The organism is Thermoanaerobaculum aquaticum (genome assembly GCF_000687145.1).
GTDB lineage: Bacteria > Acidobacteriota > Thermoanaerobaculia > Thermoanaerobaculales > Thermoanaerobaculaceae > Thermoanaerobaculum > Thermoanaerobaculum aquaticum.
The window spans coordinates 36122-54427 of the sequence record NZ_JMFG01000010.1; the positions used below are offsets into that span (position 1 = coordinate 36122).

Below are 18306 nucleotides of genomic sequence, written 5' to 3' on the forward strand. Positions count from 1 at the left end.
GCCCTTTAGCTGGCCCGCAGCCGCTGGAGGATCAGCTTGGCCACCCGGTTGGCTTCCCGTACCGCGTAGTTTTGCCCCCGATCTTCCGGGTAAATGTGGGCCATGGAGCAGTGGAAAAGCCCGGGGATGGGGGTTTCCACCGGTGGCAGCTTCTCTTCGTAGTGACAGGTGACCAGGGGTTGAGCGTCGGCGGCCTTGAACAGGTGCCAGTCCAAAATAAACCTTTCGGAAAAAGCCGGGTTGAGGCGGGAGAGGTGGGGAACGAAGGCGTCGTACACCTCTTTGGGGCTGGCCTGCCAGAGGGGGTGGCTGGCAAAAAGGTATTTCGAAAGGTAAACCACGTGCCGACCCCCGTAGCGTTCCTTTTCCACCAAATTGGTGTGCTCGATGACGCCGCCAAAGGGGAACGAGGGATCGGCCACGTTGGTCCAGTAAAAGGGCAAGAAGGCCCGGTCCAGCTCCAGGACCAGGCAAAGCGCGTTGGTGGCCTCCAGGGCTTCCAGCTTTTGCCGGTACCAACCGGGGAAAGCGCCGGAATCAACCCGGACCAGCTCCCTGGGGGATGCGGTAAAGAGCACGTAGGGGAAAAGCTCTACCCCCTTGCGGGTGCGCAGCGCCAGGCCTTTTTCCGTAGCTTCAAGCTTCAAAGCAGGCTCCCCGTAACGAAAGACCACCCCCCGTTCCCGCAGTTTTGCTTCCAAAAGCCGCACCAGGCGGCCAAAGGAGCCGTCCATGTAGCCTAAGGCTTCCTTGAAACCCCCGGCGCCCCGGGACTGGCCCCGGAGCTGCACCTTCTTCCAGAGCCAGGCCATGGAAACCTCATGCTTTCGTTCGGCAAACTTTTGCTCCAGAAGCGGCCCCCACACCAAATCCAGAACCCTTTTGCCCGCAAAGCGGCGGATCCACTGCCAGGCGGGAACGCCGGTAAACCGCTGGGGGCTTTTAACCCTCCCCAGGTAAAGCACCGAAAGGGCAAAGCGCAGCTTGTCCGCCAGCGAAAAAGGAGAAAACCGCAAAAGCGAAAGCGGCGTGCCAAAGGGATAGAGTTTGCCGGCGGTGTAAATGCCCATGCTGGAGGCAAGCCAGCGGATGCTATCTCCAAGCCCCAGCTCCTCCGCCAAGGCCACGTAGTCGCGGTCGGTGGTGAACAGGTGGTGGTAGAAGCACTCCAGTTCCTCACCGCCCACGCGAAAGGTGGCCACCAGGCCTCCGGCCTGGGGGTAGCGCTCGAAGATGGTCACCGGCACGCCTTCTTGCACCAGCCGCCAGGCGGCCACCAGGCCGGTTAAGCCCGCACCTACCATGGCTACCTTGGGAGTCGTCGCTTCTGCCATGGCGGTAGCTTACACGCAGGTCGTCGGTGGAAAACGCTACACTGGAGCCGGAGGGCACCATGAAGCGCGTGTTGGTGGGCTTGTTCCTGTGCGCCAGCGTGGTGGGAGCAGGGGAAAGGGAAGCGGTGCTGGGCTTTTGGCACACACCCCCGGATGCAAAAAACGGTGCGGCCATCGTGGAAATCCGGCAAAAGGGGGAGGGCCTTTCCGGGCGGATCGTGTGGCTGGAAAAGCCGGTCTATCCGCCGGATCATCCGGCCGCGGGAAAACCCAAGGTGGATCGGGAAAACCCCGACCCCAACCTGCGCACCCGGCCGGTTATGGGCCTGGAGATCCTCACCGGATTCCGCTGGGACGGGAAGCGGTGGGTAGACGGGGAGATTTACGATCCGGTCAGTGGCAACACCTACCGCGCCACCATCACCCTGGAAGGCCAGGACCGCTTGCGGTTGCGGGGTTACGTGGGCATTCCGCTTTTGGGTCGCACCGAGGTCTGGACCCGGGTGCCGGGCGTGCCGGAAAGCCAGACCGCTCCCGGTTCTTCTCCGTGAAGAAGAACACACGGCAGCCCGCTTAATTGGGTTTTTGCGGCTTTAAGAACGCCGGCAGCTCGTAGTTCCCGCCGGCTTCCAGCTCCAGGTTTTCCTGCGGGGCTTCCACCAGCAAGCGCTGGTACAGCTCCTCGGGCAGCTCCTGCAAGAAGCGGGACGGTTCGGTGATGATGTCCATCCGGTAGCGGTCCCGGGCCACCAGCGGGTAGCAGAGGTAAAGCTCGTCCTTGGCGCGGGTGCAGGCCACGTAAAACAGGCGCCGTTCTTCTTCCACATCCTCGGCGCGGGCGGTGGGGAAGCGCCCCTCCGAAAGCCAAATGACGAAAACCACCCGCCACTCCAGGCCCTTGGCCTGGTGCACGGTGGAAAGCGTGACCCGCTCCCGCTCGCCCTCCAGGGCCGCCACGTCTTCACCGGAAAGCTCGTTCATGAGCGTCACTTCGTCCAAGAAGGCCGGCAGGCTGTCGTAACCATCGGCAAAGATGGCCAGCTGTTCCAGGTCGTCAAGACGAGAAGCCGCGTTGTCCAGCTGCGAGCGCACGTACTCCCGGTAGCCGGAGGCCAGCACCTCGCGGATCATCTCCCCGGGGCGCTGCTGCAATCGCGTGAGCTTGCCTACCAGCCCCTGGAGCTCCTGGAGGGAGTGGGCGGCAGCCTGGGGCAAACTCAAGCTAGCAGGATCCAGCTGCAGGAAAGCGGTCAGGGGCTCGGGGGAGGTGTGAAACGCCTCCCAAACCCGGGCCACCAAGCGCTGGCCCAGGCGCGGCCGCAGCTTGGCCATCCGGAAAAAGGCCACCTCATCCCGAGGGTTGGCCACAAAGCGCAGGTGGGCGAGCACGTCCTTCACGTGCCGCTGCTCGAAAAACCGCAAGCCCGAGCGCACCTCGTAAGGGATGGAGCGGCGGGTGAGCTCCACTTCCAGCTCCAAAGAGTGGGAGTGGTTGCGGTACAAAACGCCAATCTCACCTAAGGGCACACCTTCGTCCAAAAGCTCCAGGATGCGCTGGGCCACGAAGGCCGCCTGGAGCTCCGGGGAAGGGGCCGCCACCACCGCCGGCTTTTCCCCCCCTTGTCGCACCGGTTGCAGGTGTTTGGGGAACTGCTTCTGGTTGTGGGCAATGGAAGCGTTGGCCAACTCCAGGATGGGGGGTAGCGAGCGGTAGTTGGTGTTGAGGTGAAAAACCGTGCAATCCGGGTAGCGCTGGGGAAAGGTGAGGATGTTGGCGTACTCGGCCCCGCGGAAGGCGTAAATGGATTGGGCGTCGTCGCCCACCACCATGAGGTTGCGCTCGGCCCCCAGCATTAAATCCACGATTTCCGCTTGCAGCTTGTTGGTGTCCTGGTACTCGTCCACCAGGATGTGGCGGAAGCGGGTGGCCAGTGCCTGCCGCACCTCGGGGTGTTGGCGCAGCAGCAGCAGCCAGTTGAGCAAGAGGTCGTCGTAGTCCATGAGGTGGGCCTGTCTTTTGCGCTCCAGGTAGCGGCGGAAGACCGCCTGCATAAACTCCTGATCGGTCAAAAACTGCGGGTACTTCCAGGAAACCACCTCTTCCAGGCTGCGGCCGGTGTTGATGACGAAGGAGTACACCTCCAAAAGCACGGCCGCTCCCGGCAGCCTCTTGTCCGGCACCTGCGGCAGTACGTCGCTGGCCGCCTGCCCCATGAGCTCCTGGGCATCCTCCCGGTCAAGGATGCCGTAGTTGCTGGGATAGCCCAGCCTTTCCCCGTAGCGGCGCAGGATGCGGTTGCCCACCGAGTGAAACGTGCCGCCCATGACCCGGGAGGCGTCACGCCCCAGCAGGGTTTCCACTCGGGTGAGCATCTCCCGGGCAGCGCGGTTGGTGAAGGTGAGCATCAAAATGGACGAGGGCTCCACCCCGTCCTCCAGAAGCCGGGCCACGCGGTACACCACAGTTCGCGTTTTTCCTGAACCCGCTCCCGCCAGCACCAGCATGGGGCCGCCGGGGTGCATCACCACCGCCAGCTGCTCGGGGTTTAGGGCCGAGGCGTAGTCCACCCGCTTGGTCACAGCTTTTTCCGGCGAAAGCCTCACCGGCTTCGAACCCTCGCTCACGGCTTCAGCATACAGAAAAATTTGGCGCTTGCAGGCTCCAGCACCGGGAATAACGGGAGGGGTGTTTGGATTTAACCAAGAGGGAACAGAACGGTGCCGGAAGACCTTGCCGCTAAGCGCTGTGTGCCATGTGAAGGGGGAACCCTTCCCCTTTCGCGGGAGCAAGCTACGGGGTTGTTGGCCCAGCTTCCGGGCTGGGCCCTGAAGGACGGCAAGCTGGAGCGCACCTTCGTGTTCCGCGACCACTACCAGGCCATTGCTTTCGTCAACGCTGTAGCGTGGATTTCCCACCAGCAGGACCATCACCCGCTTATGGAAGTGGGGTACAAAACCGTAAGGGTGGTGTACTGGACGCACGCCATCAGTGGTCTTTCGGAAAACGACTTCATTTGCGCTGCCAGGGTCAGCGGGCTTTTGCCTGGCCCCTGATCTCGCTTTTCCCGGCTTCATTTGCGCCCGGTGGTAAAGAAGCGGTAGCATCTGCCCGGAGGCAGAAGGCGGATGCCCATTGAAGAACACAAAATTGCCCTGTTCATTGACTTTGAAAACATCGCCCTGGGCCTGCGGGAATCCGGGTACAAGCAGTTCGACATCAACCTGGTTTTGGCCCGGCTCTTGGAAAAGGGGAAGGTGGTGGTGCGCCGGGCTTACGCCGATTGGGAGCGCTACGGTCAGTACAAGCGCGCATTTCACGAAGCGGCCATTGAGCTCATAGACGTTCCCCTGAAAGCCTACTCGGGGAAGAACTCGGCGGATATCCGCATGGTGGTGGATGCTTTGGATTTGTGCTACGCCAAGGAGTTCGTCACCACCTTCGCCCTTTGCTCCGGGGATTCCGACTTTTCGCCGCTGGTTTCCAAGCTGCGGGAAAACGATAAGTACGTTATTGGCATTGGCGTGAAGAACTCCACCTCGGAGCTTTTGATTTCCAACTGCGACGAGTTCATCTTTTACGAGGACCTCATCCGCTCGCTGGCGGAAACCACCCCCTCCCTTGCCGGTCTCCCGGAAAAAAAGCAGGAGTGCTTTGCTTTGCTGGTGGATGCCATTAAGGCGCTCATGCGGGACGGCAAAGAGGTGCTCTGGGGCTCCATGATCAAGCAAACCATGCAGCGAAAAAAGCCGGAGTTCAACGAGGAGTACTACGGCTATCCCACATTCACCGCACTCCTCAAGGACGCCGAAACCCACCACATCGTCAAGCTGCGCAAGGACGAGCGCTCGGGAACCTACGTGGTGACCGGCTTTGATACCGGTTCGGGTGGTGAGACAGCAGTGGCCGAGGAAGCCCCCAAGCCCGCGGCCAAGCGCCGGCGGCGGCGGCGGAAGACCACAAGCGCCGAAGGGGAGTCGTCGTCCACTACTGCCTAGGCTGCGGTGCTTCCTGCGGCTTCTTGACCTTCATCCACAGCCAGCTTCCCGCCAGCGCCAGGACACCCACCGCCAGCGCCGGCGGAATGTAGCCAATGGCGAGCTCATTAAGCCCGGGATCGGCGGCAAAGCGGAAAAGCCCTGAGCGCTCCAAAAGGAAGCTAGCCAAAACCGCAAAAAAGCCAACCCACGCTGCGACACGTGCGGCTTCCCGCAGGCTCGGGTAAAAGAGGCCCAGGGTCGGCCAGAAAAGCCCGGCGGACAACAACCCTGCCGAAAGGTAAAAAAGCTCGGAAAGCGAGCGGGAAAGCCAGGCCACCACCAGCGCCGCAAACACCGCCAGAGCGGAAGCCCATCGTGCCCAGCTCAAGTTGCTGCTATGGGCTTTTTCCCGGGGCCAATCCCGGGCCCAGGTGACCGCCACCACGTTGGCGGTGGTGGAAATGGTGGACAGGGCTACCGCCGCAAAGCCCCCCAAAACCAGGATGTGCAGCTGAGGGGGGAGAAGGTGGGCGAGAAGCCTGGGAAACACCAGGTCCTGGCTTTGGGGCAAAAGCGTCCGGGCTGCCGCCGCTAATAGCGCCGGCACCCCAATGACCAGCACCAGGGAAACGCCGGCGGTAAAGGCCATGGCCAGGCGGGCGTGGGTGTCGCTTTTGGCGGCGGTGAAGCGCAGCCAGATGTCGGCTTCCGAAAGCCAACCCGTGACGTACACCAAAAGCGTGACCAGCACAAGCCACAAGGAAGGGGCTGGAATGGGCGCCAGCGGGGATAAACCCTGGGGTTGCCAGGACCTCACCGCCAAAAAAACCAAAAACACCGCAATGAGCAGGAACTGGGCCACGTCGGTGAGCACCACCGCTCGAAAACCGCCAGCCCAGGAGTAAGCCGCCACAAGAAGTGCCAGCCCCGCCATCACCAGCGGGGCTGGCGCTTGCAGCATGGGGGCCAGCAGCTCGCCAGCGGCGGCAATTTCCGCGCCGCACCAGGCTAAAAACACCACGCTCAACACCAGAGCCGTCAAAAGCTGGAGCTTTCGGCCGTGCACCTGGCCAAAGAGCTCCCCCTGGGAAAAAGCACCGAAGGCACGCAAACGCGGTACCAAAAGGTAAAAAAGCCCCAAGGTCACAAGCCAGGGAATCGCCAAAAGCCAGAGCCCACCCCAGCCGTAGCGGTACAGGAGCTCCACCCCGTAAACCAGCGACCAGGACACCGAAAGCATGGAGGCGGAAAGGCTCATGCCCAGGCTCCAGCCCGAAAGCGAGCGGTGGGCGGTCCAAAAGCCCTCGCTATCGGCGCCGTGCCGGCGCTCGGCAATGCCGGCCCACAGGCCTAAGGCCAGCATGCCCAGGGCAAGAAGCGTTCCCCCCAACCAGGCTAAAAGATCCATGGTCACATTTTAAACAAGGATGGCAACCCTACGCCGTTTCCCTTTCCGCAAACCACCGGGCGGTGATGGCCAACCCTTCTTCCAGCGAAACCGAGGGGTAAACCCCCAGTTCCCGGCGCATGAGCTCCGAGGAGATGGCCGATCGGCGTTGTTCCCCGGGTTTTTCCGGCCCATGCACCGGCGGTTTTTCTACCCCTACCGCTTTGGCCAGGAGCCAGTAAAGCTCCACCACGCTGGTTTCCCGACCGGTGCCCACGTTGTACACGAAAAAGCCCTTCCTACCGATGCTGGCGAGATTGGCGGCCACCACATCGCCCACGTACACGTAATCCCGGGTTTGCAGGCCGTCGCCGTTGATGACGCAGGGCTCTCCGCTGAGCAGGCGGTTCAAAAAGATAGCCACCACGCCCGCTTCGCCGTGGGGGTTTTGCCGGGGCCCGTACACGTTGGCGTACCGCAAACAGGTAGCGGAAAGCCGGTACTCGCTCCAGTAAAAGTACAGGTAGCGCTCCACCGAAAGCTTGGAAACACCGTAGGGGGAAACTGGGCGCGCCGGGTGCGTCTCGGTGGCGGGAAACGCCTCCTGCTCCCCGTACATGGCGCCGCCGGTGGAGGCAAAGATCACCTGCTTCAAGCGCGAACGCCGCCCTGATTCCAGTAAGTTCAAGGTGCCGAGGATGTTGACGTCGGCGTCAAAGAGGGGATCGGCGACGCTTTTGCGCACGTCCATTTGCGCGGCGTGGTGCACCAGAAGCTCCACCCTTTCGTCAGCGAGAAGCTGGCCCGCTTGCGGAGAGCGGATGTCCATCTGGAAAAAGCGGGCTCCGGCGGGGATGTTCTCCTTGCGCCCGGTGGAGAGGTCGTCCACAATAAGTACTTCGAAGCCGCGGGCTAAAAGCGCCTCGGCCACGTGAGAACCGATGAAACCTGCACCACCCGTCACACAAGCTTTGGAAAGCTCCACTTCTGACCTCCTTTGGGAAAAGTTGCACCACGCCGTGCTGCCGCGGGCATTTTACCAGCGGGATACGGAAACCGTGGCCCGGGAGCTTCTGGGGAAGCTGCTGGTGCGACGGCTGCCGGAAGGAATGGTGGTGCTGCGGCTTATGGAGGTGGAAGCCTACCTGGGGGTGGGGGATCCGGCAGCACACACCGCCGGTGGGCGGCGGACCCCCAGAAACGAGGTCATGTGGGGGGAAGCGGGCCACCTGTACGTGTACTTCACCTACGGCATGCATTACTGCGCCAACGTGGTGACCAGAAGGCCCGGGGACCCGCAAGCTGTTTTGCTGCGCGGAGGTGTGGTGGTTTTGGGCGAGGAGGTGGTCAGGAGGCGCCGGGGGGGCCGCCTGGACTGCAACGGTCCTGCCAAGCTCTGCCAGGCCCTGGGGTTGGGGCGGGAAGAAAACGGCTACGACCTCACCACCGGAGAAGCGGTGTTTATTGCCGATGACGGGTTTTCCTTTGCGGAGGAGGAAGTCCTGCAGCTCCCCCGGGTGGGCGTGGCCTACGCGGGGGAAGCGGCTTTCTGGCCTTTGCGCTGGGTGGTGCGGGGGTTTCCTGCAGTGGGGGTCAGGATTTCCGGCGGTGGCGGAGGGTCTCAGTGATGGCGGGTAGCACCGAAACAACAATGATGCCGATGATCACCAGGGTAAAGTGACGGCGCACCACCGGGATGTTGCCAAAGAAGTAGCCGGCCAGGGTTATGGAAAGCACCCAGAGCAAGCCACCCACCACGTTGTAAAGCAGGAACTTGCCGTAGGTCATGGCGCCAATACCAGCCACAAACGGGGCGAAGGTGCGGACGATGGGCACAAAGCGCGCCAGGATAATGGTTTTTGCCCCGTACTTTTCAAAAAACTCGTGGGTGCGGTCCAGGTGCTTGCGGTTAAGCCAGCGCACATCGTCGCGGTGGAACACCCGGGGCCCCACGAAGTGGCCAATCCAGTAATTGACGGTGTCCCCGAGGATGGCGGCCGCAGAAAGCACCACCAGGGCGGTAATGAGATCCAGGCTTCCCCGGGCGGCAAAGGTGCCCACTGCAAAGAGCAAAGAATCACCGGGGAGAAAGGGCGTCACCACAAAGCCGGTCTCGCAAAAGACAATGACGAAGAGGATGCCGTGCACCCAGCTGCCGTGGGTTTGAATGAGCGTGTCCAGGTGCACGTCCAGGTGCAGCAGGAAATCGAAGAACTTCAGAATGTAGCTCATGCCGTTTTTCCCCCGGGGAGGAGCCGCCTTCCGCTACTGGCAAACTGCGGGCGGTCTGGGACGGAAGCTCGCACCCCAACCGCCCGCAAGCTGCAGTTTGCCCTTGTAATTACTCCTCTTCCTCCTCTTCCGCAGCCACCGCCCCCGCGGCAGCAATGATCTTTTCCTGCAGTTGCTTGGGCACCTCGTCGTAGTGGGAAAACTCCATGTGGAAATCGCCGCGCCCGCCGGTGATGGAGCGGAGGGTCTGGGAGTAGGTGAGCATTTCCGCCAGAGGTACCTGGGCCTTCACCACCGTTTGCCCGTCCGAAGGCTCCATCCCCTGCACCCGACCCCGGCGGGAGTTGAGGTCGCCCATGACGTCGCCCAGGAACTCATCGGGGGTGGTGATCTCCACCTGCATGACCGGTTCCAAAAGCGTGGGGCCGGCCAGCTTCACCGCTTCCCGGAAGGCCTTGCGGCCGCAAATCTGGAACGCCATGTCCGAGGAGTCCACCGGGTGTTCTTTTCCGTCCAGCAACACCACCCGGAAGTCCACCACCGGGTAACCGGCGAGGGGACCGGTTTGCGCCGCATGCTGGATGCCCTTGTCCACCGAGGGGCGGTAGTTTTGCGAGATGGCACCGCCAAAGATCTTGTCCACGAACTCGTAGCCAGACCCCCGGGGCAGAGGCTCCAGGCGGATCTTGGCTTCGGCAAATTGCCCGTGGCCGCCAGTTTGCTTCTTGTGCCGGGTGGTGACTTCGGCGGTCTTGGTGATGGTTTCCCGGTAGGGCACCTTGGGCGGCTGGAGGGTGACTTCCACCTTGTAGCGCTTGGAAAGGCGGGCCACCGCAATTTCCACGTGCAGTTGTGCCGAACCGGAAAGCAACAGCTCTTTGGTTTGGGGGTCGCGGGAAACCTGCAGGGAGGGGTCCTCGTCCTGGATCTTGGCCAGGGCCCCGGCAATCTTGTCCTCGTCACCCTTGGATTTGGGGGTGATGGCAAAGGAAATGGTGGGCTCGGGGATACGCACCGGAGGCACCTTGAGCGCCGATTCCTTGGCCGCTAGCGTGTCGCCGGTCTTGGTTTCCTTGAGCTTGGCCACTGCGCCAATGTCGCCGGCCACCAGCTTTTCGGTGGGGATGAGCTCTTTGCCTTGAATCCAGTTCACCGCGCCGAAACGCTCCGCCACATCCCGGGTCTTGTTCTGGTAGGTGCCGTCGGGGTTGAAGCTGCCGAGGTACACGCGCATGAGCGAAATGCGGCCAGCGTAAGGGTCGGAAATGGTCTTGAACACGTAGGAAAGCGCCGGCTGGTCGAGGGAAGCCGAAAGCGTGACTTCTTGCCCGTCATCCCGGAGGAAGGCGTTTTCCACCTCAGCGGGCGAAGGCACCAGATCCACCAGGGCATCCAGAAGCGGGGTAATGGCCTGCACGCGGGTGGCGCTGGTGAAAAACACGGGAAAGATCTTGCGCTGGCGGAAGGCGGTCTTAAGGCCGGAAGCCAGCTCCTCCGAGCTCAACGTGCCTTCGGCAAAGAACTTTTCCAAAAGCGCCTCGTCCTGCTCGGCCACCATTTCCAGAAGCGCCGAGCGGGCCGCCTCGGCGGCTTCCGCCACTGACGCCGGAATATCACCCACCGTCACCGTCCCGCTCTCATCGGCGGGGGAGGTGAGGGCTTTCATGCTAAGAAGGTCCACCACCCCGGAAAAGCCCGCCTCTTCACCAATGGGCACCTGCACCGGCACCACCTCCCGCCCAAAGCGCTTTTGCAGCTGGGCGAGGGTGCGCTCGGCGGAGGCGCGCTCGCGGTCCATGAGGTTCACCACGAAAAGCACCGGCTTACCGGACTCAGCGCAAACCTTCCACATCTTCTCGGTTTGCACTTCCACGCCCGCCACCGCCGAAACGGTGATGAGGGCGGCCTCACAAACCCTCACGCCCTGCAGCGCTTCGGTGAGGAAGATGCCGTACCCCGGGGTGTCCACCAGGTTCACCTTGCACCCCTTGTGACGGGCAAAGGCCGCAGCAGCGGCAATGGTGATCTTGCGCTCCACCGCCTCGTCGTCAAAATCGGTGATGGCTGTGCCCTTGTCCACCTTGCCCAGCTTGGGCGTTTCTTTGGCGCAAAACAGCATGGCCGAAACCAGCGACGTTTTGCCGGTGGAAGAGTGACCCACGACCGCGACGTTCCGGATGTTTTCAGTGGCAAAAGGTTTTTCCGCCATCAAATCCTCCCTCTGCCAAGGGCTTCACCCTTGGGAATCGGTTTTAGATTCGCAGCACCTGTCCGGTGAGCTTCGCGTAGGCTTCCAAATACCGCGCCCTCGTTCCTTCCACCACTTCTTCCGGCAGCTCCGGTGCCGGTGGGTTCTTGTCCCAGCCGCAGCCCTCCAAAAAGTCCCGCACGAACTGCTTGTCGTAAGACGGCGGGTTTCCCCCCGGCTGGTAATGCTCCACCGGCCAGAACCGCGATGAATCCGGGGTGAGCGCCTCATCCGCCCACACCACTTGCCCCTGCTCATCCAGGCCAAACTCAAACTTGGTGTCGGCAATGATGATGCCCCGCTCCCGGGCGTAGGCGGCTGCCTGCCGGTAAATGGCTAGCGAGAGGTCCCGCAGCTTTTCGGCAAGCTCCCCACCCACCAGCTCCACCATGCGGTCAAAGCTAATGTTCTGGTCGTGCCCGGTTTCTTCCTTGGTGGCCGGTGTGAAGATGGGGGCTGGAAGCTCGTCCGCCTGGCGGAGGCCGGCGGGCAGGGGAATACCGCAGACGCTGCCGGTTTCCCGGTACTCCTTCCAGCCGCTCCCTACCAGGTAGCCCCGCACCACGCATTCCACCGGCACCATGGTGAGTTTCTTAACCAGCACCGCCCTTCCCGCAAGGGTCTCTTCCCGGGAAAAAGGCTCGCCCAGCTTTTCCCGCTCGGTGGCCAGCAGGTGGTTGGGCACCAGTGGGGCAAAGTGGGCAAACCAAAAGTTGGAAAGCTGGGTGAGGATGATCCCCTTGCCGGGAATGCCGGGGCTTAAGACCACATCAAAAGCGCTGATGCGGTCGGTGGCCACCAGCACCAGGTTCCCGTCGGCAGTGCCGTAAATATCCCGCACCTTTCCCTGGCGGAGAAGGTGCGGTTTTAAGGTGCTGGGGGCGCGATAAGGCTCACGCGCCATGGGCAGCTTGGCCCTTCAGCAGGGCTGCCGCTTGCGAAGTCAGGCGCGACTTGAGACGGGCGGCGGTGTTCTTGTGGAAAACACCCTTCCGCACGCCTACGTCAATCACCGAAACCGTGCGCGGCAAAAGCTCCTTGACGGTCTTCGCCTCGCCGCTGGTGAGCGCTTGCCGCAAGGCCTTGACGGCGTTGCGAACCCTGGTCCGTACCGCGCGGTTGCGCAGCCGACGGACCTCGTTTTGCCTCTTTCTCTTCAAACCCGACTTGATCCTTTTAGCCATTCCTGCTCCCTCTCACTTGATTTTCACGCCCAACTTGGCCAGCCGCTCCTTGGCAAGGCTGGCTTCCGGGCTTGCTGGATACTCGAAAACCACGTACTGCAGGTTAATCACCGCCTGCGACTTGTCGCCCTTTTCCAGGTACGCAAAGCCCTTCTTCAACAGCGCAGCGGCTGCTTTGTCTGAGGTCTTGTAGCTGTTCAAAAGCTGGGTAAAGGTGTCAATGGCCCTGTCGTAGTCCTTCTTGGAGTAGTGGCACTCGCCGATCCAGTACAGGGCGTTGTCCGAAAGCTCGGTGTCGGGGTAGCGCCGCAGGTACTCGGAAAACCCCTGGATGGCCAAATCGTAGTTGCCACGCATGTAATCTTCGTAGGCGCTGTTGTAAAGCTGAGCCGGCTCGGAAGCTGGCGTTCCCAGAGCGGGCTGTGTTCCCGCAGGCGCCGGTGCGCCAGCGGGAGCCGCTCCCAAAGCCTGGAGCTTTTCCCGTGCGGCAGCCAGCTCCTGGGAGAGCTGCCCCAGGCGCTGGTTGGTGGACTCTAAAGCCGCCTGCAGGGTTTCCATTTGCTCCCGCAGGGCGCGAATTTCCTGCTGGATATCGGCGTTGGACTTCAAAAGCTGCGAGGTTTGCTGGCCTATGGTGCGGGAAAGAGCCGCCACGTCTTCCTTGCCGCTCGTGGCCCGGGCCAAATCGTCCACCCGCTTGCCCACATCGGTGATTTCCCTGTGCAAAAGCTCGATATCCCCGCTGGACACGCAGCCGTAGGCCAAAAAAGAAGCCAGAACCAAAGCGGAAAAGCCCAATTGGTATTTCATTTTCCTGTCACCACAAAATGAGCCCGGCGGTTTTGCCACCAGCAGCTCTCGTCGTGGCAAGTGGCAAAGGGCCGCTCCTCACCGTAGGAAATGGTGCTGATGCGATCGGCAGCCACCCCCAGGGAAACCAGGTAGTCCTTGGCCGCGTTGGCCCGGCGCCAGCCCAGGGCCAGATTGTACTCGTTGGTGTTGCGCTCGTCGCAGTGCCCCTCGATGAGGATCTTCACCGTGGGGTGCTGCTGCAGCCAACGGGCGTTTTGAGCCAGGAGATCGCGGGCATCGGGGCGCAGCTCGGACTTGTCGGTATCGAAGAACACGTCCTTGAGGTAGCCCGCCTTGTTAATGGCCTCCACATCGGCGGGAAGCTCGGAAGCGCTCACCTCGGATTCCGGGAGGGAGGCCGGCTGCACCGCCGGCTCAGGGGCCACCTCGCGGCTGGGCGCAGGCTCGGCCGCGGGAGCTGCAGCCTGGGACGGACGGCTCACCTCCGGCGCCACCACCGGTTTTGGCCGGGCGCAGCCAGCCGCCAACGCGAGAACCACAAGCATCCCAACACCCCAGGCTCGGCGCATGGGCCACCTCCAAGCTGGGCAAGCTTACACGAACTTGCAGGGGGGGACAAGTCGCGGGGTCACCAAAGCTTGGCCCTCCAGCCGGCAGGCTTTGAGCGGCCTCCGGGCGGTGGGGAGGCCAAAACCCGCACCAGAAATGCCCGCAGTCCGCTCACCTGCGCTACCATGAGGCCGGAGGCGAGGCCGATGAAAACCATCATTGAGCCTTTCAGGATCAAAGTGGTGGAACCCATCCGCATGACCACCCGGGAAGAGCGCCAGAGGAAAATCGCCGAAGCCGAGTACAACCCGTTCCGCCTGAAAGCCGAAGACGTGCTCATTGACCTGCTCACCGATTCCGGCACCGGCGCCATGTCCACCCACCAGTGGGCCGGGGTCATGGAAGGGGACGAGTCCTACGCTGGAGCCAGGTCTTTTTTTCGTTTCGAAGCTTCGGTGAAAAGCGTGTTTGGCCACAAGCACGTGATCCCCACCCACCAGGGGCGGGCGTCCGAGCGCTTGTTGTGTGCGGCGGTGGTCAAACCGGGGGATGTGATCCCGGGCAACACCCACTTTGACACCACCCGCGCCAACATTGAAGCATCCCATGCGGAAGCGGTGGATTTGCCCATTCCCGAAGCCCGGGATCCCGAAAACCTGCACCCCTTCAAGGGCAACATGGATTTGCAAAAGCTCGAGGATTTGCTGAACAAAGAACACCACCGGGTGCCTTTCGTGCTCATCACCGCCACCAACAACTCCGGAGGGGGCCAGCCGGTTTCCATGGCCAACCTTCGGGAAGCCAAGAAGGTTTGCGATGCCTTTGGCGTCCCGCTGTTTCTGGATGCCGCCCGCTTCGCGGAAAACGCCTACTTCATCAAGCTGCGGGAGCCGGGTTATCAGGACAAGACGCCCAGGGAAATTGCCCAGGAGATGTTTTCCTACACCGACGGCGCGCTCATGAGCATGAAGAAGGACGCCTTTGGCAACATCGGCGGGGTGATTTCTTTGAACTCCGACGCCTGGGCGGAAAAGATCCGCACCCTTCTGATCCTCACCGAAGGCTTTGTGACCTACGGCGGTCTTGCCGGCCGGGATCTGGAAGCTTTGGCCATTGGCCTGGAGGAAGTGCTGGAGGAAGACTACCTGCGCTACCGAATTGCCTCCACAGCCTACGTGGGCCAGCACCTGGACGAGCTCGGTGTGCCGCTTTTGAAGCCCTTTGGCGGCCACGCCATTTACCTGGACGGCCGCCGCTTTTGCGAGCATTTGCCTGATGAACAGCTCCCAGGCTGGGCTTTGTCGGTGGCCTTGTACGAGCACGCCGGTATCCGCGCCTGCGAAATTGGCAACGTGATGTTTGGCAAGAAGCTGCCCGATGGCTCCTGGCAGTGGCCGGCTTTGGACCTGGTGCGCCTGGCCATTCCCCGGCGTGTGTACACCCAAAGCCACATGGACTACGTGGTGGAAGCCATCGGTGAGCTTTACCAGCAGCGCCAAAGCATCCCCGGGTTGGAGTTCGTCTACCGCCCTGACGTCTTGCCTCACTTTTCCGCGCGTTTCCGGTTGCGGAGCTAGCGCTGCTTACCGGCTTTGACTAAAATCTTGTCATGAGCTTCCACGAGCAATGCGATTTGCGACTCAAATTGCTGGGGGGGTGAGGGCATGAAGTGGGTCGCTTTCCTTGCAGTGACACTGCAGTTAGTCACGGTAGCTTGGGCGCTGTGGTTGATGCGACGAACTAATGAAAAGAGCCCTTGGATGTTTTTTTCTCTCGCAGCAGCGGTTATGTTCGTACGTCGAGTTCTGCATTGGTACGAGCTGTCTATGGCGTCAGAACCGAGCCGTTCACCTTATCTCGGCGCCGAGACCACTATTGTTTTCGCAGTTAGCGTCTTGCTTTTGGTTGGTGTTGTTCTTTCCGGAAGAATGTTTACACGCATGGCACGGGAGCAAGTTGACCTTGCTCATGCTCGCGAACTCACTTCGCTGGAAAGGGACAGGCTAAAGCAGCTTTTGGAGCGCCTACCTGTGGGAGTGGTGGTGGAGCAAGAGAAGGGTATTGCTTTCGTGAACAGTGCTTTTTTGCGGATGGTGGACCTGGACGAAACTGGGTTTAAAAACCAAGCAATTCGCGATTTGGTAGCCCCCGAACATCGGGAAAAACTGTTGGATCCTGGCTGCCGCTCCAGCCACGGGGCGCAGGGAGTGGAGCTGGAGCTCCTCCGGGCCAACGGTTCCCGCCTGTGGGTGGGATGTCGGGTCCATCACGTCGTTTGGGCAGAAAAACCAGCTACCGTTTGGGTTTTTGCGGACATTTCGGAGCGCAAAGCTGCTGAGGCACAACGGGAAGCTATATTTCAGCTGTTCTCCCAGGGTCCGGTGGTGCTCTTTCGATGGCGACCGGCACCGGAGCGCAGCGTGTCGTTTGTCACGGATAACGTCAGGGCTTGGGGGTTTGAGCCGGAACAGCTAATGGCGTACCCCCGATCTTTTCACGAGCTGGTTCACCCAGAAGATCGGGAACGGGTGCAAGAAGAAGCGCGCCGTTTCTTTTCACAGGGGGCCAATAGCTGGAGCCACGAGTACCGAATCGTTTGCCTCGACGGAAAAATCCGTTGGGTTTTGGATCGCACGGTGGTCTTGAGAGACGGCCAGGGCCGGGTTATAGGGTTTGACGGCTATTTGCTGGACATTTCCGAGCTCCACGAAACCCGGCGCATTTTGGAAGAGGAGCGGCTTCGCTACGCGGCTGCCCTGGAAGCCACCGGTGAGGTGGTGTACGACTGGAACGTGCGCACTGGCGAAATTACCTGGAGCCGCGCTGTGCTCAAATCGTTCGGATTAACCCCAGAGGAGATGGGTGGTATCGTTGAATGGACCGAACGCATCCATCCCGAGGATCGGGAACGAGTAACCCGGGTTTTGGCTGAATCGTTGGCCAGCGGTGCCCCTTTTGAGGCGGAATACCGCTTCGCCCGTGCCAATGGCAGCTACGCCCACGTTTTCGACCGCGGTATTGTGGAAAAAGACCAGGCAGGAAAGGCAGTGCGGATGGTGGGAGCCATGGCGGACCTCACCGGCCTTAAGAAGATGGAAGAACAACTCCGCCTTTCGCAGCGGTTGGAAGCCTTGGGGCAACTGGCCGGCGGCGTGGCCCACGATTTCAACAACCTCCTTACGGCCATGATGGGGACGGTGGACCTCATGGAAAGAAAGCTTCCTGCCAACGATCCCCTCTTGCAGGATTTGGAAAGCTTGCGGCAATCCGCCCAGCGCGCTGCAACCTTAACCCGGCAGCTTTTAGCGTTCGCCCGGCGACAAGTAATTGAACTCCAGCCACTAGACCTCAACAAACACCTGGAGGCAAGCCTGCAAATGTTCCGGCGGTTGTTGCCAGAAACCGTTCGCCTAGATTTCATTCCTGCCCGCCAATTGGGCACCATCATGGCCGATCCCGGGCAACTGGACCAAATTTTGGTGAACTTGCTGGTCAACGCCCGTGACGCTATGCCCAATGGGGGCACCGTGACCATTGAAACGGAAAACGTGCTGATTAACGGCGAGTACGTTCGCCAACACCCGTGGGCGAAACAGGGTCGTTACGTCCTGCTTACGGTGAGCGACACCGGCGTTGGCATGGACGAAGCCACCCGCCAGCGGATTTTCGAGCCTTTTTTCACCACCAAAGAGCCGGGAAAGGGTACAGGGCTGGGTCTTTCAACCGTGTACGGCATCGTTAAGCAACACGACGGCATGATTCACGTGTATTCCGAGCCCGGAAGGGGCACCAGCTTCAAAATCTATTTCCCGGTGGTAGAGCGTCGAGCCGTAGAAGTGGGTCCCAAAGTTGAAGGACCGGTAGTGGGCGGGAGCGAACGGATTTTGCTCGTGGAAGACGAAGAAGTGGTGCGGCAAGTTCTCGCGGAGTCCTTGGCTGCCTTGGGTTACGAGGTGCTCACCGCTGCCGACGGAGAAGAGGCGCTGCAGCTTTTGGAGGAAAGAAGTTTTGCTGTGGACCTGGTGGTTTCGGATGTGGTTATGCCCCGCATGGGCGGCTGGGAGCTTTACCAGAAGGTCCAGGAAAAAGCCCCGCACGTGTGTTTCCTTTTTTCCACAGGTTATTCGGAAAACGCCGTGCATGTCGATTTCAAGAAAAAAGAAGGGGTGTTTCTCATCACCAAACCTTACGGTTTGGACTCCCTCGCCCGCAAAGTCCGCGAAATCCTCGACCAAAAGAAAGAAGGGAAGATTTAGCCGAACTTTTCACCCCAGAATCCTGGCGCCGCCGCAGGCAATGTGGGGCCGCCGCTCCTGCTGTGGGGCCGCCGCTCCACTTGTGGGGCCGGCGCTCCTGCGCCGGCTTAGAGAAAAAAGACCCGCGACGGAGCGCGGGTCCCACATTTTTCAGCGCGAATCCCACTTTTTTTTCTTGTTGTGGGACCGCCGGCTATCTGACGCGGGGGGCACGGCCACGCTCCCCCGCCCATCCGTGGCCGGCTTGGCCCCCCGAACCCCCACGCGCGCGCCAGCAGAGCTGGACGCGCGCTCCTGTGGGGCCGGCGCTCCTGCTGTGGGGCCG

At 61.3% G+C, this 18306-nt stretch carries 16 protein-coding genes; 6 read left to right on the top strand and 10 right to left on the bottom strand.

What is annotated here, in order from left to right:
- Positions 1-5: 5 nt before the first annotated feature.
- Entirely contained in the window at positions 6-1334 is a 1329-nt protein-coding gene (locus EG19_RS04545) for an NAD(P)/FAD-dependent oxidoreductase (protein WP_038048038.1), read from the bottom strand.
- A gap of 59 nt (positions 1335-1393) precedes the next feature.
- On the opposite strand from EG19_RS04545, the gene EG19_RS04550 reads away from it, so the two are divergent.
- Positions 1394-1885 (top strand): DUF2147 domain-containing protein, encoded by a 492-nt coding sequence (locus tag EG19_RS04550; RefSeq protein ID WP_152543912.1) that lies wholly within the window; start codon positions 1394-1396, stop codon positions 1883-1885.
- Positions 1886-1907: 22 nt separating this feature from the next.
- On the opposite strand, the gene EG19_RS04555 is transcribed toward EG19_RS04550, so the two are convergent.
- The gene (locus EG19_RS04555) at positions 1908-3959 is read right to left on the bottom strand and encodes an ATP-dependent helicase (RefSeq protein ID WP_200867117.1); all 2052 of its coding nucleotides are present in this window, start codon (positions 3957-3959) and stop codon (positions 1908-1910) included.
- Positions 3960-4052: 93 nt separating this feature from the next.
- On the opposite strand from EG19_RS04555, the gene EG19_RS04560 reads away from it, so the two are divergent.
- Positions 4053-4388 carry a 4a-hydroxytetrahydrobiopterin dehydratase gene (locus tag EG19_RS04560; protein WP_038048040.1) on the top strand — a complete coding sequence of 112 codons (336 nt, stop codon included), beginning with the start codon at positions 4053-4055 and terminating at the stop codon, positions 4386-4388.
- Between the two features lie 72 nt (positions 4389-4460).
- Positions 4461-5330, top strand: a complete 870-nt coding sequence (locus EG19_RS04565; protein WP_081799914.1) for an NYN domain-containing protein — start codon at positions 4461-4463, stop codon at positions 5328-5330.
- On the opposite strand, the gene EG19_RS04570 is transcribed toward EG19_RS04565, so the two are convergent.
- Together EG19_RS04570 and EG19_RS04575 are read right to left on the bottom strand one after the other, a co-directional pair.
- Complete coding sequence (locus tag EG19_RS04570; RefSeq protein ID WP_152543913.1) at positions 5320-6720, bottom strand: sodium:solute symporter family protein; 1401 nt, start codon at positions 6718-6720, stop codon at positions 5320-5322. The genes EG19_RS04565 and EG19_RS04570 overlap by 11 nt on opposite strands.
- A 28-nt stretch (positions 6721-6748) precedes the next feature.
- Entirely contained in the window at positions 6749-7684 is a 936-nt protein-coding gene (locus tag EG19_RS04575; protein WP_038048044.1) for an NAD-dependent epimerase/dehydratase family protein, read from the bottom strand.
- Positions 7685-7718: 34 nt separating this feature from the next.
- Between EG19_RS04575 and EG19_RS04580 the strand changes: the two genes are divergently transcribed.
- The gene (locus tag EG19_RS04580; protein WP_038048098.1) at positions 7719-8327 is read left to right on the top strand and encodes a DNA-3-methyladenine glycosylase; all 609 of its coding nucleotides are present in this window, start codon (positions 7719-7721) and stop codon (positions 8325-8327) included.
- On the opposite strand, the gene EG19_RS04585 is transcribed toward EG19_RS04580, so the two are convergent.
- The 6 genes from EG19_RS04585 to pal form a co-directional block, all read right to left on the bottom strand.
- Positions 8293-8931, bottom strand: coding sequence for a DedA family protein (locus EG19_RS04585; RefSeq protein WP_038048046.1), 639 nt, complete (start codon positions 8929-8931; stop codon positions 8293-8295). The genes EG19_RS04580 and EG19_RS04585 overlap by 35 nt on opposite strands.
- A gap of 109 nt (positions 8932-9040) precedes the next feature.
- The gene (fusA, locus tag EG19_RS04590; protein ID WP_038048048.1) at positions 9041-11140 is read right to left on the bottom strand and encodes an elongation factor G; all 2100 of its coding nucleotides are present in this window, start codon (positions 11138-11140) and stop codon (positions 9041-9043) included.
- 43 nt (positions 11141-11183) lie between these two features.
- Positions 11184-12083: a phosphoribosylaminoimidazolesuccinocarboxamide synthase gene (locus EG19_RS04595; protein WP_038048050.1), complete on the bottom strand. Its 900-nt coding sequence runs from the start codon at positions 12081-12083 to the stop codon at positions 11184-11186.
- Positions 12073-12363 carry a 30S ribosomal protein S20 gene (gene rpsT, locus EG19_RS04600; RefSeq protein ID WP_038048052.1) on the bottom strand — a complete coding sequence of 97 codons (291 nt, stop codon included), beginning with the start codon at positions 12361-12363 and terminating at the stop codon, positions 12073-12075. The genes EG19_RS04595 and rpsT overlap by 11 nt, the downstream gene beginning before the upstream one ends.
- Before the next feature lie 12 nt (positions 12364-12375).
- Positions 12376-13173, bottom strand: a complete 798-nt coding sequence (ybgF, locus tag EG19_RS04605) for a tol-pal system protein YbgF (protein WP_038048054.1) — start codon at positions 13171-13173, stop codon at positions 12376-12378.
- Positions 13170-13745, bottom strand: coding sequence for a peptidoglycan-associated lipoprotein Pal (gene pal, locus EG19_RS04610; RefSeq protein WP_038048055.1), 576 nt, complete (start codon positions 13743-13745; stop codon positions 13170-13172). The genes ybgF and pal overlap by 4 nt, the downstream gene beginning before the upstream one ends.
- A 186-nt stretch (positions 13746-13931) precedes the next feature.
- Here pal and EG19_RS04615 point away from each other — a divergent pair, with 186 nt between their 5' ends.
- A complete protein-coding gene (locus tag EG19_RS04615) occupies positions 13932-15302 on the top strand; it encodes a tryptophanase (protein WP_038048057.1) in 1371 nt (456 codons plus the stop codon).
- 363 nt (positions 15303-15665) lie between these two features.
- A complete protein-coding gene (locus EG19_RS04620) occupies positions 15666-17981 on the top strand; it encodes a PAS domain-containing hybrid sensor histidine kinase/response regulator (protein ID WP_053334895.1) in 2316 nt (771 codons plus the stop codon).
- Positions 17982-18306 lie beyond the last annotated feature (325 nt).

What these genes read in the sequence shown, in the direction of transcription:
- EG19_RS04545 (WP_038048038.1), bottom strand. Translation starts at nt 1,334, where the DNA reads ATGGCAGAAGCGACGACTCCCAAGGTAGCCATGGTAGGTGCGGGCTTA.
- EG19_RS04550 (WP_152543912.1), top strand. Translation starts at nt 1,394, where the DNA reads ATGAAGCGCGTGTTGGTGGGCTTGTTCCTGTGCGCCAGCGTGGTGGGA.
- EG19_RS04565 (WP_081799914.1), top strand. Translation starts at nt 4,461, where the DNA reads ATGCCCATTGAAGAACACAAAATTGCCCTGTTCATTGACTTTGAAAAC.
- EG19_RS04570 (WP_152543913.1), bottom strand. Translation starts at nt 6,720, where the DNA reads ATGGATCTTTTAGCCTGGTTGGGGGGAACGCTTCTTGCCCTGGGCATG.
- EG19_RS04585 (WP_038048046.1), bottom strand. Translation starts at nt 8,931, where the DNA reads ATGAGCTACATTCTGAAGTTCTTCGATTTCCTGCTGCACCTGGACGTG.
- fusA (WP_038048048.1), bottom strand. Translation starts at nt 11,140, where the DNA reads ATGGCGGAAAAACCTTTTGCCACTGAAAACATCCGGAACGTCGCGGTC.
- EG19_RS04595 (WP_038048050.1), bottom strand. Translation starts at nt 12,083, where the DNA reads ATGGCGCGTGAGCCTTATCGCGCCCCCAGCACCTTAAAACCGCACCTT.
- rpsT (WP_038048052.1), bottom strand. Translation starts at nt 12,363, where the DNA reads ATGGCTAAAAGGATCAAGTCGGGTTTGAAGAGAAAGAGGCAAAACGAG.
- ybgF (WP_038048054.1), bottom strand. Translation starts at nt 13,173, where the DNA reads ATGAAATACCAATTGGGCTTTTCCGCTTTGGTTCTGGCTTCTTTTTTG.
- pal (WP_038048055.1), bottom strand. Translation starts at nt 13,745, where the DNA reads ATGCGCCGAGCCTGGGGTGTTGGGATGCTTGTGGTTCTCGCGTTGGCG.
- EG19_RS04615 (WP_038048057.1), top strand. Translation starts at nt 13,932, where the DNA reads ATGAAAACCATCATTGAGCCTTTCAGGATCAAAGTGGTGGAACCCATC.
- EG19_RS04620 (WP_053334895.1), top strand. Translation starts at nt 15,666, where the DNA reads ATGGCACGGGAGCAAGTTGACCTTGCTCATGCTCGCGAACTCACTTCG.